16 protein-coding genes are annotated in these 15,421 nt (G+C 38.4%); 12 read left to right on the forward strand and 4 right to left on the reverse strand.

The window, feature by feature from the left end:
- Nucleotides 1-67: 67 nt before the first annotated feature.
- Together M1F05_RS08610 and pspF are read right to left on the reverse strand one after the other, a co-directional pair.
- Nucleotides 68-688, reverse strand: a complete 621-nt coding sequence (locus M1F05_RS08610) for a hypothetical protein (protein ID WP_206084062.1) — start codon at nucleotides 686-688, stop codon at nucleotides 68-70.
- Nucleotides 689-1,187: 499 nt separating this feature from the next.
- Nucleotides 1,188-2,195: a phage shock protein operon transcriptional activator gene (pspF, locus tag M1F05_RS08615; protein WP_206084063.1), complete on the reverse strand. Its 1,008-nt coding sequence runs from the start codon at nucleotides 2,193-2,195 to the stop codon at nucleotides 1,188-1,190.
- A 286-nt stretch (nucleotides 2,196-2,481) separates the two neighbouring features.
- Between pspF and pspA the strand changes: the two genes are divergently transcribed.
- From pspA to M1F05_RS08660, 9 genes are all read left to right on the forward strand, one after another.
- Nucleotides 2,482-3,147 (forward strand): phage shock protein PspA, encoded by a 666-nt coding sequence (gene pspA, locus M1F05_RS08620; protein WP_206084064.1) that lies wholly within the window; start codon nucleotides 2,482-2,484, stop codon nucleotides 3,145-3,147.
- A gap of 70 nt (nucleotides 3,148-3,217) precedes the next feature.
- Nucleotides 3,218-3,448, forward strand: coding sequence for an envelope stress response membrane protein PspB (gene pspB, locus M1F05_RS08625; protein ID WP_206084065.1), 231 nt, complete (start codon nucleotides 3,218-3,220; stop codon nucleotides 3,446-3,448).
- Complete coding sequence (gene pspC / locus M1F05_RS08630; RefSeq protein ID WP_206084066.1) at nucleotides 3,448-3,804, forward strand: envelope stress response membrane protein PspC; 357 nt, start codon at nucleotides 3,448-3,450, stop codon at nucleotides 3,802-3,804. The genes pspB and pspC overlap by 1 nt, the downstream gene beginning before the upstream one ends.
- A gap of 83 nt (nucleotides 3,805-3,887) precedes the next feature.
- Nucleotides 3,888-4,067, forward strand: coding sequence for a hypothetical protein (locus M1F05_RS08635; RefSeq protein WP_206084067.1), 180 nt, complete (start codon nucleotides 3,888-3,890; stop codon nucleotides 4,065-4,067).
- Between the two features lie 83 nt (nucleotides 4,068-4,150).
- Nucleotides 4,151-5,548 carry a YcjX family protein gene (locus M1F05_RS08640; RefSeq protein WP_206084068.1) on the forward strand — a complete coding sequence of 466 codons (1,398 nt, stop codon included), beginning with the start codon at nucleotides 4,151-4,153 and terminating at the stop codon, nucleotides 5,546-5,548.
- Nucleotides 5,545-6,600, forward strand: coding sequence for a YcjF family protein (locus M1F05_RS08645; protein WP_206084069.1), 1,056 nt, complete (start codon nucleotides 5,545-5,547; stop codon nucleotides 6,598-6,600). The genes M1F05_RS08640 and M1F05_RS08645 overlap by 4 nt, the downstream gene beginning before the upstream one ends.
- 237 nt (nucleotides 6,601-6,837) lie before the next feature.
- Nucleotides 6,838-8,397, forward strand: a complete 1,560-nt coding sequence (tyrR, locus tag M1F05_RS08650; RefSeq protein ID WP_206084070.1) for a transcriptional regulator TyrR — start codon at nucleotides 6,838-6,840, stop codon at nucleotides 8,395-8,397.
- A 5-nt stretch (nucleotides 8,398-8,402) separates the two neighbouring features.
- Complete coding sequence (locus M1F05_RS08655; protein WP_206084071.1) at nucleotides 8,403-8,834, forward strand: hypothetical protein; 432 nt, start codon at nucleotides 8,403-8,405, stop codon at nucleotides 8,832-8,834.
- A 225-nt stretch (nucleotides 8,835-9,059) separates the two neighbouring features.
- Nucleotides 9,060-9,434, forward strand: a complete 375-nt coding sequence (locus M1F05_RS08660) for an ATP-binding protein (protein ID WP_206084072.1) — start codon at nucleotides 9,060-9,062, stop codon at nucleotides 9,432-9,434.
- Nucleotides 9,435-9,524: 90 nt separating this feature from the next.
- On the opposite strand, the gene tpx is transcribed toward M1F05_RS08660, so the two are convergent.
- Entirely contained in the window at nucleotides 9,525-10,028 is a 504-nt protein-coding gene (tpx, locus tag M1F05_RS08665) for a thiol peroxidase (RefSeq protein ID WP_206084073.1), read from the reverse strand.
- A 649-nt stretch (nucleotides 10,029-10,677) separates the two neighbouring features.
- Here tpx and M1F05_RS08670 point away from each other — a divergent pair.
- Nucleotides 10,678-12,300 (forward strand): peptide ABC transporter substrate-binding protein, encoded by a 1,623-nt coding sequence (locus M1F05_RS08670; RefSeq protein WP_206084074.1) that lies wholly within the window; start codon nucleotides 10,678-10,680, stop codon nucleotides 12,298-12,300.
- Nucleotides 12,301-12,657: 357 nt separating this feature from the next.
- Nucleotides 12,658-13,641, forward strand: coding sequence for a zinc transporter ZntB (zntB, locus tag M1F05_RS08675; protein ID WP_206084075.1), 984 nt, complete (start codon nucleotides 12,658-12,660; stop codon nucleotides 13,639-13,641).
- A gap of 261 nt (nucleotides 13,642-13,902) precedes the next feature.
- Here zntB and ttcA read toward each other — a convergent pair whose 3' ends face one another.
- Nucleotides 13,903-14,817, reverse strand: coding sequence for a tRNA 2-thiocytidine(32) synthetase TtcA (gene ttcA / locus M1F05_RS08680; protein ID WP_206084076.1), 915 nt, complete (start codon nucleotides 14,815-14,817; stop codon nucleotides 13,903-13,905).
- 274 nt (nucleotides 14,818-15,091) lie between these two features.
- Here ttcA and M1F05_RS08685 point away from each other — a divergent pair, with 274 nt between their 5' ends.
- On the forward strand, nucleotides 15,092-15,238 hold the full coding sequence (locus M1F05_RS08685) for a hypothetical protein (protein WP_206084077.1): 147 nt from the start codon (nucleotides 15,092-15,094) through the stop codon (nucleotides 15,236-15,238).
- Nucleotides 15,239-15,421 lie beyond the last annotated feature (183 nt).

Genomic DNA, 15,421 nt, shown 5'->3' on the forward strand with positions numbered 1-15,421 from the left:
GCTTGGGTGCTGGCTTTTTTTTTGTACTTTTTATAAGAAAAGGCTACGGCTTGTCATTTTATGACTATTATGGCTGAGCAGGTTTGTCTAAACCAACAAATTTTAAATCATCTTCTGTAACATTACCTTGTAGTGTACATAAAAAGCGGACGACACCGCGTTTTTCATCTTTCTCGATAATCATCATTTTTTCCGCGGAATAAGGTTTTAACCCATAGTTTTGAGCTGCATATTCATTAAATACCCATTTTTCATCTAAACTGTGTCTAATCATTGGTGCATAAATATAGCTATTACCTATTTTTAGAATGCTAATTTTTGAGGATGTATAGCGGATGACTTCATCAAGACTTTGTGTTGTTTCAAACCCCCAAAAATAATACTGCCCACGCATCCCCATATAAGTAAAATTATCATACTTATCGAAGTCACTGTGGCTAACAAAAAAACGGTTAAAGGTGACAAAACCTGTTGGCGAAAAATGAAGGTCAACTGAAAGTGAAGGGCTATCATTAATGTTTGTATGTTTTAGTGTTTTTGAAATATCTTCAAGTACAGGGTATTCATTTATTTTTTTAAAAAAAGAAGCATCGCAATAGCTAAATGTACGCATCAATGATTCGGCATGGGTCATAGCAGACATCCCTAGGAGCAACCAAGGGATAGCAAATATGTTTAGTTTTTTCATAATAAGCTCCTTGTGCTATGCAATAGTATTAACATAAATACCATATAAATATATTTTTCGTTGTGGGGAATTATGTCAATATGTAAAAATAAATAAAAAAAATTGAAAAAAGGTTTTATATCCACATGATTTCCGTCTTTGAAGAAAGAATTAAAAATAAAATCATAAACTATTTGGATAAAACGAATGTATATAAATAAAACGCTAATGTTTTCTTAATGCAGATTTTCATTGTTAATTTTTGTTTGGTCAATGAGCTTTAGTTATAGAACTATATGAATATTATATTTTTATTAAGGTGTAAAATGAAAAGTGAATAATCGTATTTCAATGAGCATCGGATAATGATTTGTTATTATGAGTAAATACGTAATTACATTAATAGAAACACTGAAAGTACTGAAATATTTAGTAAGAAAAAATATTCTCTGAATATTAATTAAAAAATCAGGAGAGTAAATACCTAAAACAATATCGCTGAATATTGTTTTAGGTATATCTATTCATTTTCAATTTGATATTTTTTTACCAATCCTCGCAATTGATCATAGCTTAGGGATAGGTATTGGGCCGCTTTGCGTTGATTGTAGTGACTCGCGATGAGAGCACGTTCAAGTAGCTGTTTTTCAGTCTGTTGCTGCCATTGTCGCAAATCACAAGGGAGTGTTGGCAGAGTGCAATGTGCGGGCACGACGTCAACCTTGCTAGTGGGCGTCTCATGTAGCTCAGCTAGCTTTTCGCCAAATGGGTTGAAAATAATGGTGTTGACGGGAGTCGCTTGATCTCCATGGCGGTATACTGAACGCTCAATGACATTTTTCAATTCTCGCACATTTCCTGGCCAAGGGTATTGCAATAATGCTTGCTCTGCGTCAGGTGTAAATCCTGTAAAATGCGAACGTTTTAACTCCCCACACATTAAAATGGCAAAGTGTTCTGCTAATAATAAGATATCTGGCTGACGTTCGCGTAGGGGAGGAATACGGATGACATCAAATGCAAGCCTATCGAGCAAATCGGCACGAAATCTGCCTTGCTTGGCGAGCTCAGGTAAATTGGCATTGGTCGCACAAATCAAACGCACATCAACTCGCAGAGATTGGCTACCCCCAACACGTTCTAATTCACCGTATTCGATGACTCTTAATAGCTTTTCTTGCACTGACATTGGCGCAGTAGCGAGTTCATCAAGGAATAATGAGCCTTTGTCTGCGCGTTCAAAACGCCCTTGATGGCGCTTTTGTGCACCCGTAAATGAACCTGCTTCGTGGCCGAATAGTTCAGAATCCAGTAAATTCTCATTGAGTCCACTGCAGTTGAGAGAGATAAAGGCTTCTTGCCAACGGGGAGAAAGGTAATGTAAGCGGTCTGCTATCAATTCTTTACCTGTACCACGTTCACCAATGACGAGTACAGGTTTGTTTAATTGGGCAAGTTCGGATGTTTGCTCGAGAACATCTAAAAAATTACTGGAAACTCCGAGGATCGTATCATTAGTCTGTTTCATGGTTATATTTACCAATAATTGGTTTATTTGACCGATGGTTTAACTATAAACGAAACCTGCTTGATGTAAAGATTTTTTATTAAACATAATAAAATCAATTAATTATTTAAAATTTAAAAAGTTGGCACGTAGGTTGCTAAGTTATAGGTAAGAAGTAGTTAGAAAGATGTACCAAAGATTGAGTATCATAAAATAAATTGTTTCACTTACGGAGCGTCAGATTGGCTGGAAGCCACATCAGGTCAGGCGCTGCAGAAATGATAAATCCATCAAGAGGAAATAAATAATGGGTATTTTTTCACGTTTTGCCGACATCATTAATGCAAATATCGCTTCACTGCTAGATAAAGCTGAAGATCCGCAAAAAATGATCCGCCTGATGATTCAGGAAATGGAAGACATGTTAGTTGAAATTCGCTCAACGTCTGCGCGTACGTTAGCAGAGAAAAAAGGCTTAGAACGCCGTATCGAAATGGGCGAAAAACAAGTTGCAGATTGGCAAGAAAAAGCTGAATTAGCTCTGGTCAAGGACAAAGAAGATTTAGCGCGTGCGGCGTTAATTGAAAAGCAAAAAGTCAGTGCAATGGTTGATACATTAAAACATGAACTGATTATTGTTGATGAAACATTGACTCGCTTAAAAGGTGAAATTTCAGAATTAGAAAATAAATTGCAAGAGACGCGTGCGAAGCAGCAATCTATGGTAGTTCGAATGGAAGCTGCGCAATCTAGCCGTAATGTCCGCCGTCAATTAGACAGTGGTAAAATGGATGAGGCAATGGCTCGTTTTGAGCAGTTTGAGCGCCGTATTGACCATATGGAAGGTGAAGCGCAAAGTTATGGTATTGGAAAACAAAAATCACTGGATCAGCAATTTGCTGAGCTTAAAGCGGATGATGAAATTAGCGCACAGTTAGCGGCACTTAAAGCTAAAATTAATAAAGACCAGTAATTGTATTTTGCCACTTTGGTGTTTTGTGCCAGAGTGGCAAATAGACTAACCATATTGATAAGGAAATGTGATGGGCTACGTTTTACTGTCTCTCGTATTAATCATTTTTGTTATTTTTGTTCTGCCTGTTTGGTTGTGGTTGCACTACAGCAAAAAAAATAACGGACAGGGGAGCCAGCTAACCGAAAATGAAGTGCAGCGTTTAATGCAACTTGCTGAGCAAGCTTCGCGCATGCAACAACGTATTAAGACACTTGAAGATATTTTGGATGCAGAACACCCGAATTGGAGGCAAAAATAATGACTCAACTTCGCAACCGTAAACTTTACCGTTTGTCAGACAGACGCGTGTTTGGTGGTGTCTGTTCTGGTATTGCGGAATATTTAGAATTACCTGTTGCGTTGGTCAGGGCACTGGCCGTATTGGCTTTATTTGTGAGCTTTGGTATCACATTAATTCTTTATATTGTTATGTGTTTTGTGGTGGAAACCGCACCAAGTGGGTATCGATCTGAGCAAGATATTGGTCCTGAAGTTAGCAGCTTGATTAATCAAATCGATATGCAACTGAAATCAGGTGAAATGAAGCTACGCCAAATTGAGCGTTATGTCACTTCAGACACCTATACTGTAAACAGTAAATTCCGCGATTTATAATCATTATATAGCCATCACAAAAAGGGGTGAGGTTTTGACCAAATCCCTTTTATTTTTGTGTATAGGAAATTGGGGTACACAATATGCCGAACATACTGCATCAGCAAATTAAAAAATATGCAAAACAACGTATTTTAGCGAAAGCGTTTAAGCTTCTTTTTGTGTTCTTACTCACATATGGCCCCGCAGGCCTAGTAGGGAGAGTCATCAAATTGTTGAGCAGCAAATGGATAATTAACCTGCTCATCAAACGTTTAAGCTAATACAGTTTGTTTTATGCCAAATTATTGCGCAAAATAATAAGTAAGTTTAAGCGTAATTTCTAACGGTAAGTCTCGGGAGGAGCATGAAACGCCTGCAAAATGAATTGACGGACTTGATGAACCGAAGCGTTGATCGTCATGTCAGACTGGCAGTAACGGGGCTAAGTCGTAGTGGTAAAACTGCGTTTATTACTTCGCTGGTTAATCAGTTATTAAATGTGAATACAGGGGCTCGCTTGCCACTTTTTTCAGCGGCAAGAGACAAGCGGTTATTAGGTGTAAAACGCATTCCTCACCGTGATTTATCTGTACCGCGTTTTGCTTATGATGAAGGAATTGCATCCTTATATGGTCAACCCCCTGAGTGGCCAACACCAACCCGTGGTGTCAGCGAAATTCGTTTGAAATTACATTATCGCTCTGATGACTCTTTTTTGCGCCATTTTGTTGATAATTCATCCCTATATTTAGAAATTGTTGATTACCCAGGTGAATGGTTGCTAGATCTGCCGATGTTAGATCTCAGTTTTATCGATTGGTCAGAGCAAATGAATATACTGATCAAGGGGAAAAGGGCGCATTTAGCCCAAGATTGGTTAGCCCTATGTGAACGATGTGACCCATTAGCGCCAGTTGATGAAAATTTATTGGCTGAAATTTCTAAAGCCTATACGCAGTATTTAGTTGAATGCAAAGCACAAGGGCAACATTTTATTCAGCCAGGCCGCTTTGTTTTACCTGCGGAATTGGATGGTGCTCCAGCCTTACAATTTTTCCCTTGGCCAAATGTGGCAAAATATGGGTTAAAAACCTTGGCTCAAGCAGGAAAGAATACTAACTTTGGTGCATTACAACAGCGTTATCAATATTACTGTGAACATGTGGTAAAAGGGTTTTACCGCGACTATTTTCAACGGTTTGATCGTCAAATTGTCCTTGTTGATTGCTTGCAGCCATTAAATAGTGGGCCAGAAGCGTTTAATGATATGCGGATGGCTCTGACGCAATTAATGCGTAGTTTTCATTATGGGAAACGTACGTTACTGCGTCGTTTATTTTCCCCATGTATTGATAAGCTGTTATTCGCTGCAAGTAAATCTGACCACGTCACCCCTGATCAACATGCGAATTTAGTGTCTTTACTGCAACAATTGGTACAAGAAGCGTGGCAACATGCTGCATTTGAAGGTATTAGTATGGATTGTATGGGACTAGCTTCCATTCAAGCAACAAAAAGTGGCGTTGTGGATTATAAAGGAGAAAAGTTGCCTGCATTAAAAGGTGACCGTTTAAGCGATGGGCAACCATTAACGTTTTACCCTGGAGAAGTGCCTAAACGTTTACCGACGGAACAATTTTGGCAACAGCAAGGTTTTCAATTTGAAAACTTTAGGCCACAACCAACACCGATTGACCAACCCTTACCCCATATACGCATGGATAGCGCGTTAGAATTTTTGTTGGGAGATAAACTAAAATGAATGAACCAATAAAACAACGCCTTGATTTTGCTGATGGCATGACTAAAGAAACTGCAGAAAAACTGAAACAAGCACATGTCTTTGATGACCAGGAATTTGACAATTTTACGCCTATCGAATTAGACACGGAGCAAGAAGCCCAAGATGGGGAAGTTGAAAGCCTGATTAATGAAGCGTTAAAACCTAAGCGTTCTTTTTGGCGTAAGCTTATCGGGACAGCAGCGGGGATCTTCGCTGTTAGCGTAGTTGCTCAGTTGGGCATTTGGATCCATCAATCATGGGTGATGCAAGATTGGACAGCATTAGGCACAGCATCAGCAGGTGGCTTGATTGTTATTGCAGGAGCAGGTTCTATTGTCGGGGAATGGCGTCGTTTATATAAATTGCGTGAACGTGCGGAGGAACGGGATTTTGCTCGTGAATTACTGCATAGCCATGGCATGGGAAAGGGGAAAGACTTCTGTGTAAAATTAGCTAAACAGTCAGCATTGTCTGCGCAACATCCCGCAGTTCAACGTTGGCAAAGTATGTTACATGACTCGCATAATGACCGCGAAGTGGTTGAATTATATAGTCGGATGGTTCAGCCAATCCTTGACGAACAAGCACGAAAAGAAATTAGCCGCTGTAGTGCTGAATCCGCCATTATGATTGCGGTGAGCCCATTAGCGATTGTCGATATGGCGTTTATTGCTTGGCGGAATATTCGATTAATTAACCGTATTGCGGCAATTTATGGTATTGAGTTAGGTTATTATAGCCGTATTCGATTATTTCGTATGGTATTGATAAATATTGCATTTGCGGGAGCTTCAGAACTCATTCGTGAAGTTGGAATGGATTGGTTATCGCAAGATATTACTGCTAGGTTATCTACCCGTGCGGCACAAGGAATTGGAGCTGGGTTATTAACGGCGCGCTTAGGGATTAAGGCTATGGAACTGTGCCGACCGTTACCTTGGATTGAAAATAAGCCACGACTGGCTGATTTTCGCCATCAGTTAATTGGTCAGTTAAAGAGCGTTATTCCAAATAAAAAGGCAAAAAGCTAAGGTTTTTTCGATGGCAGGGTGAGTTGACAGTTTTTGCTCACTCTGCAGCATTATTTATTAATATTGTAGATAACCCCTCCTAAAATGAATGAAAAGTGGGCGTGCGTGCCATTTTATTCGGTTAATTTTAATTGAGTTACAGTGTGTCAACAATTTGTGACACAAACACTGTCTTCTCATTGCGATTAACGTTAAAATAATCCCATCAAATCGACTTTTTAATAAGGTTTCCTCCCAATGCGTCTCGAAGTGACTTGCCAAGACCGAATTGGTTTAACGCGTGAATTGCTTGATCTTTTAGTTCTACAAAATATTGATCTTAAAGGCATTGAAATATCCCCACAGCGTCGCATCTACCTTAATTTTACGCCTGTCGATTTTCAGGTATTTAGCTCGTTGATGGCTGAAATACGTCGAATTAATGGCGTGTTGGATGTACGTCGCATCTTTTTTATGCCATCAGAACGTGAACACAAAGCAGTATGGGCATTATTGAATTCATTCCCTGAAGCGGTTTTATCTATCGATAATAAGTTAAATATAGAATTGGTTAATCCAATGACATTGCAGTTATTTGGTTATGATGAAACCAAAATACGGGAAAAAACGTTTTCTCAGCTGATTGGAAATAATGGCTTAGTGCGTTGGTTTGAACGTGAATCTCCAGAACCATACAGTGAAAAAGTGACGATCAAAGGCCAAGACTATTTGATGCAGGTCACTCCAATTATTTTAGCGGATGAAACGGGTAAATCCCATTGTACAGGGGCTGTTTTGCTGCTTAAGTCGGTCGCTATTTTGGATAAGCAACGTCAGCAAGTGGTAGACGTGGATAATAGCGGATTTGAGCAAATCATTGCTGTGAGCCCCGTGATGTCAAATGTCGTCGAACGTGCAAAACGCATTGCGATGTTGGATGAACCATTGTTGCTGGTGGGAGAAACAGGAACAGGGAAAGATATTTTAGCTAAAGCTTGTCACTTATACAGTGCCAGAGGCAAAGAGCCATTTTTAGGCTTAAATTGCGCCTCAATGCCTGATGATGTGGTTGAAAGCGAGTTATTTGGCTACGCCGCAGGGGCATACCCAAATGCTGTCGAAGGGAAAAAAGGTTTTTTTGAACAAGCTAATGGCGGTACGGTGTTGCTGGACGAAATTGCCGAAATGTCACCACAAATGCAGATTAAGTTACTGCGTTTTTTAAATGATGGAACCTTTAGGCGTGTCGGTGAAGAGCGTGAAGTGAAAGTGAATGTGCGTGTGATTTGTGCGACACAGAAAAACCTTCCTGCACTTGTCGCAGAAAAGAAATTCCGAGAAGATCTTTATTATCGTTTAAATGTATTAACACTGACGATCCCGCCTCTTCGTGAGCGAAAAGAAGACCTACTTCCATTAACAAAAACGTTTGTTGCTAATTTTTCAAAAGAATTACATGTCGCAGAACCCAAATTAGCACCTTCATTAATTGAATATTTAAGTAGTTATTATTGGCCTGGTAATGTCCGCCAATTAAGAAATGCACTGTATCAAGGCCTAACAGAGCTTGAAGGTAGCACTTTAGAGGCAGGTAATATTCAATTGCCTGATGTGGTAAATACGCCTACTCTTGCTTTAGATTCATTGAATGGTTCTCTGGACGAAATAACTAAACGGTATGAAGCGTCGGTGTTATCACGTTTATATCGTGACTACCCGAGTACGCGTAAATTAGCAAAACGTTTGGATATTTCTCATACAGCAATTGCCAATAAACTCCGAGAATATGGCCTTAATGCCAAAAAAGAGCAAGATTAAATAAAATGAATAAATATTTAATGTTTATATTTGCCACAATTTTTTGGGGTGCGAGTGCTTCTAGTCAGGCTAATACAACTATCCCAAATGATGGATTGAATAAATATTGCCAAGATGAAGAGCAAACCATGGATGAAATCTATGAAAATGGAGCCTTGACTAAGTGTTATTTTGCGGGAAGCTCTTTATCTGAGGCGTATAAACACTATCGTAGTGGGTTAATTGAAGATGGTCAGTTATTCTTAGCTGAAAAGTTAGTCATCAAAAAAAATATGGCAATGCCTTGCCCAGTAGAAGGATGCATTGCCATTAATTACCGTTGGGATGGCGATAAAAAATTAAATATTGTTCAGGAGTTCGAGGGTGGTGAAACACACTTACAATTTACGCAAGGTAATCAAGGTACAACGATAGCGATAACTCAACATATGGATTAATTTTCTCTTCAATAACACAATGGTGAGTAAGTGGAGAAGGACAAGGTGCCTGTTTTAAACTCTTTTCGGCTTATTTTTGCAGTTTATCTCTTCTACAGTTTCTTGCTTGAGTAAACTTTGAGCAATCTCCTTGCTTGTTGACTATTTTTCCTGCTATATAACATAGACAGCTGCTGTATTGGGTTCTTATCTTATTTAATGGGGTTAAGCCTACAAGGAGTTGCCATGGATCAATTCACGATTAATTTTGTTGTCAACCTTAAGCTACGCGAGTATATGGGCCAATGTCATTACAAAAATGATATGTTTGAGTCTGCGGCGTCAGCAGCAGAGCTTTATTTAATGAATAAAGCTGCAGTTAAATACTTAGCGAAGAAAAACCGTTTTACATGGGAAGTTTTGGTTAAGAATGGCCATAAGCCCCGAGATTTGATTATTGATATTCTGACATCTTGTTGCCCTGTTACACAGGATCAGGCGCTAAAAATCTTAAGTACGTTATCCCACACATTGATTAGTTACATGAAAGGTAACCCGCTATTTGTTAATGTTGTTAATGCTAAAAATCACCACCCTCTGTATTGGGCGTATGTTGATTAATGTGATAACTATTGAAAGATAAAATTGAGATACAAGAAAGCGGGAAATTATCCCGCTTTTTTATGTTAGAAGCTCGATAATCAAATAAGCTTATTTCAGGCTATTTAATGCGTTATCGTAGTCAGGTTCTTCAGTAATTTCAGATACTAATTGGCTATAAATGACTTTGTCGTTTTCATCTAACACAACGACAGAGCGTGCGGTTAAACCTTTTAATGGGCCACTTGCAATTGCAACACCATAATCATCAGCAAAAGAAGGGCTACGGAAAGTGGATAATGTGACGACATTATCGAGGCCTTCAGCACCACAAAAACGTGCTTGAGCAAAAGGCAAGTCAGCAGAAATGCACAGGACAACTGTGTTATCAAGGTCGTTAGCAAGTTGGTTGAATTTACGAACAGAGGCCGCACAAACCCCTGTATCAACGCTTGGGAAAATATTTAATACTTTGCGTTTACCAACATATGTTTCTAATGTGGCTTCGCTAAGATCTTTTGCGACTAAAGTAAAAGGTTTTGCTTTTGTGCCAGATTGCAAGAAAACACCATTAACTGCGATATCATTACCTTTTAATTTAACTGTTTGCGACATGAATTTTTCTCCCGTTTATAAGTTGTATCAGTGCCAACTTAACCAGTTTCTTAAGGAAAATCTTTGCGATAAAAGGTTTCCATTCAGGCTAAATTAGACCTTTGAGTTTTACATTCTATTAATGACCAAAATAAACTGTATACCGAAAAAACTAACTGTATACCTTAACGTATATGCGGCGCAAGGACGTTACTTGTATGGCTGGTAAGTTTCTCACAGTCAGCGATTATACAACTGACAATCGCTAGCCGAGTTTACGTTTTTTATTATATTGTCTTTTAAAATACATTATTGAGTGTAACAAAAGTAAGGTTATAAGTATCGGTTTCTTTAGTGATCATCAGTTTATCAGCACAATTATAAGGGGATGGACGAATGTATCAGAGGGCTATAACAATTAAAGTAAGCCATCTATTGAAAAATCGTACCAAAGATTAATTTGTTATTCAGTAACCGCATTCATAAATTAAACTGGATGTATGGATTTTTAAAACATGAAAGCATATGATGCAAAAAGGAAAACATTCCACTTTGTATGGGTGTACCCACGATAAATTCGGTAGTGCTGTTAATGCGTTAGTCTCTTTTCAATACTGTGTCGCTAAACATTTAGCTGATTTCGTTTATATTAACAAAGATAGAAAATAACATGCATAAACCTTCATTCTCTCCTTTAGCTGTATTGTTCGCTTCACTTTTTCTTGCTACACCGGCTATTAGCGCAATTATCCCAGCAGGGACAATTTTAGCTGATAACCAAACCGTAACTCGCCATTTGAAAGATGAGCCCGCGTCATTAGATCCCATTAAATCAGTCGGGTTGACCGAAGCACAAGTCATGCGTGATTTGTTCGAAGGCTTGGTGAACCAAGATAGCCATGGCAAACCTGTTCCTGGGGTTGCGCTCAAATGGGAGACCGCAGATAACCGTATTTGGACATTTACACTCAGACAAGATGCTCGTTGGTCAAATGGTGAACCTGTAACAGCCGATGATTTTGTCTACAGTTGGCAGCGTTTGGTGGCACCTGCAAATACATCTCCTTTTGCGTGGTTTGCCGCATTGGCTGGGATTAATAATGCGCAAGATATTATTGATGGCAAACTATCTGTGGATCAGTTAGGTGTGGAAGCGGTTGATAAACACACACTAAAAATTGTTCTTAATAAGCCAGTTCCTTATTTTCCCTCTTTAGCTGCAAATTTTAGTTTATACCCAGTTCACCGTGGGACTATTGAAAAATTAGGGGCGGATTGGATTAAAGTAGGTAATTTAGTCGGTAATGGCGCTTTTACGCTAGCTGACCGCGTCGTAAATGAAAAAATTGTTTTAACCCAAAACCCTTATTATTGGGATCACAAAAATACAGTTATCACCCAAGTCACATTTGTTCCTATTAACCAAGAGTCCCATGCGACAAACCGTTATTTAGCGGGGGATTTAGACATTACAGAGTCATTCCCGAAACAACGTTATCAAAAATTATTACAAGATATTCCTAATGAAGTGTTTACACCTGACCAATTAGGGACTTATTACTATGCTTTTAATACACAACGTGCGCCAACAAATGATGTGAGGGTAAGAAAGGCGTTATCAATGGCAATTGATAGACAATTAATTGCTAATAAAGTATTAGGAACAGGTGAAAAACCTGCTTACTATTTTACACCTGATGTGACGGATGGTTTTAAACCTGAAAAAGGACTTTATAATAGCCATTCGCAAAAAGAATTAGATCAACAGGCGAAAATATTATTACAAGAAGCGGGTTTCGGACTTAACCATCCCTTAGAACTGACTTTATTGTATAACAGTTCAGAAAATCACCAAAAAATTGCCATCGCTATTGCTTCAATGTGGAAGAAAAAATTAGGGGTGAATGTCAAATTAGTGAATCAAGAATGGAAAACGTACATCGACAGCCGTAATACAGGGGATTTTGATGTTATCCGAGCATCTTGGATTGGGGATTTTAATGAGCCGTCAACATTTTTATCGCTTTTGACATCACAGCATAGCGGTAATATTCCAAAGTTTAATAGCCAGCAATATGACCAAGTGATGAACTCTGCAAGTATAGAAACCAATGCACAATTGAGAAACCGTTATTACAATAGTGCAGAAGCTATTTTAGCGAAAGAAGCACCTATTGCGCCGATTTATCAATATACTAACGCACGGTTAATTAAACCGTGGCTTAAAGGGTATCCTATTGAAAATCCAGAAGATGTAGCATATAGCCACAGTTTCTATATTATTAAGCATTAATTTTAAATGCGACTAGCGGCCTGTATTGTATATGGGCCGTTTTTATTTTTTGAAAAAAACTCCTCCCACTGGAGAATGGGAAGGAGGACCAAAAAGGAATAAACACTACGCTTTTATCATAAAAAATTTATAGGCGAGTTTATTGCTCGTTTGTGTCAAATCAGTGATGCTTATTTAACAAAAATGGCGCTTTTTTTTTATCAAAGCTCATTTGATTATATTTTGTATCTTGTTGATTTCGTTAATTACCTACGAATAGCTACGTGAATAGCATTATCAAACATTTCATTGAAATTATTGCAATATTTCCTCTATTCTATTAAAAATAACTTATTATTTATAAAAGGGAGATATTGCATGGCGTTGGTTTATGGTTCGTTATTTGAAAACTCAAATCCTGTACATGCATTTCAATTAAATGGAAATGGGGGCCTGCTCCCGATTGATGTTAATGCGAGTGCAACGCAGCAATGTCCATTTTGGCTTCATTTTGATTATAAAGACCCAAAAAGTTTTAATTGGATCCAACAATCTGAGTTATTTAATGACCAAGTTAAATCGGCGTTGTCAGGGCAATCAGGGCGCTGGCGGTTAATTCGAGTTGGTGATGGTATATTATTGACATTACAAACCTTAAATACCAATACAGGGCAACGTCCAGAGCAACTTGTCGCATTCCGTGTATTTATCAATAACCGTATTATTATTTCAAGCCGACACCGTAAAGTGAATTCGTTGGACTCTGTTATTGATGATCTGAAAGAAGGGGTCGGAGCACAAAGTACAGGTGATTGGCTTGTTGAAGTGGCAGATTCTATCACAGATGAAATTAGTGATTTCACGGATTCTTTGCATGAACGCTTGATTGAGCTTGAAGATGTCATATTAAATGGCGAAATTCCTGAACGTGGTGAATTAGCATTATTACGTAAGCAAATTATTGTTGTTCGTCGTTACATGGCACCACAAAGAGATATGTTATCTCGCCTAACGGCAGAAAAGTTACTTTGGTTGGATGATACTGATCGTCGAAGACTTCAAGAAATTTCAGATAGATTAGGCCGATGTATCGAAGATTTAGATGGCTTTATTGCACGTACCGCGATCATCTCTGATGAAATTACTAATATGATGACGGAGATGATGAATCGCCGTATTTATACGATGTCACTGATGGCGATGATTTTTTTACCGACGACATTTTTGACGGGGCTATTTGGTGTTAACTTAGGCGGGATACCTGGAAATGAATTTCGTTTTGCTTTTAGTGTATTTTGCGTATTACTTGCCGTTTTAATTGGAACGGTGCTGTGGTGGCTACGAAAAAGCCGCTGGCTCTAAATTTGATGACTTATTTTGTATAACCAGACCTAGTTTGAGATAAATCAATAAAACTAATGGAGTTTTAGGGCACTATTACTTCCGCAGGTGAATGCAACGTTGAGCGATGAACGTTGTGCTCCATAATTGTAGTTTTTCTCATATTGAGTTCTTATACAGAATAATTGACCACTGTAATGCCGATGTAATTTACATCGGCTTTTTTTTGCTTAAAATCTGATAGCAAAAAAATAACCTCCAGTTAGGAGGCTATTTAACGGTTTATTTCACTTCGACAATATCCAAGCGCTGCGTAGTAAAATCGGGTGTATCATCTTCATCAATGAAAGGTTGTGTTGGTATATCTTCTCGATCAAAGGCTAAATCACCGCCAGCGATAACGTCATCACCATGCGAAATGTTTTTGAAATCAAATAGTTCAGTGTCACATAAGTGAGAGGGAACAATATTTTGTGTTGCACGGAACATGGTTTCAATCCGGCCTGGATAACGTTTATCCCAATCACGCAGCATTTCTTTAATCACTTGGCGCTGTAAATTTGGTTGTGAACCACACAAGTTGCAAGGAATAATCGGGAATTCTTTCGCTTGAGCAAAGCGTTCAATATCTTTTTCACGGCAATAAGCGAGTGGGCGAATAACAATATGTTTTCCATCATCACTCATCAGTTTTGGTGGCATGCCTTTTAGTTTGCCACCATAAAACATGTTTAAGAACATAGTTTGTAAAATGTCATCACGGTGATGCCCTAATGCAATTTTGGTTGCACCTAATTCCGTTGCTGTACGGTACAGAATGCCACGACGCAAACGTGAGCATAAAGAACAGGTTGTTTTTCCTTCAGGTATTTTTTCTTTCACAATTCCGTATGTATTTTCTTCAACAATTTTATATTCAACACCTAAATCATCGAGATAAGCTGGCAGTATATGCTCAGGAAAACCTGGTTGCTTTTGGTCAAGATTAACTGCGACTAACGAAAACTGAATAGGCGCGCTTTTTTGTAAACTTTGCAAAATGGAAAGTAACGTATAGCTATCTTTCCCACCAGATAAACAGACCATGATACGATCGCCATCTTCAATCATATTGAAGTCAGCAATAGCTTGCCCAACATCACGGCGAATCCGTTTTTGCAATTTGTTTAAGTTGTACTGTTCTTTATTGGTTGTCATTCTATAAGATTCTGTTGCGGATTGTTATTTATGTTGCTGATAGATAGTAGTTTTATAAAATTTAATTAGTATTTTTATTGTTTTTTATAAATCGCTATTAGCAAAAATCTGTGAAAAGAAGCACATAATAACAGAATCGAGGGGGGGAGTGATACTTGTTAGTAAAAAGACATTTTTAACATGTGAAACTTATTCTATAAAAGGTGTCATTATCGTGTTTATCTGATTGAATAATGGAAAGTTGCCAATTAGGCTAAGGTAAAATGGAGGAAATATGCCAGCAACGAACCCTGTAGATCTTATTGCGTTAACACTCGCAAATACCATAAAAATGGTTGTTACCCCAATCGATTATGTATTCCAAAGTGGGGCTGTCGGAGATGTGCTCTATATTAGCTGGCTTCTTATTGGCGAGTTGTAGAGATAATAATTGTCTGAAAGTACCATCTAAAAAAGGAAGCATACTGCTTCCCTTGAGGTTGTTGACAAAGCAGGATAAAAGCGTGGTTTTTCCTGCTTTGTGTTATCAGCCAAAAATCAATGAATTGATTTTCCTCGTCTATTTTCAAAAACAGTCCAACCTGCAGTCAAATCTAATCGATTT

The sequence above is a fragment of the Providencia sp. PROV252 genome (assembly GCF_033676005.1).
GTDB lineage: Bacteria > Pseudomonadota > Gammaproteobacteria > Enterobacterales > Enterobacteriaceae > Providencia > Providencia vermicola.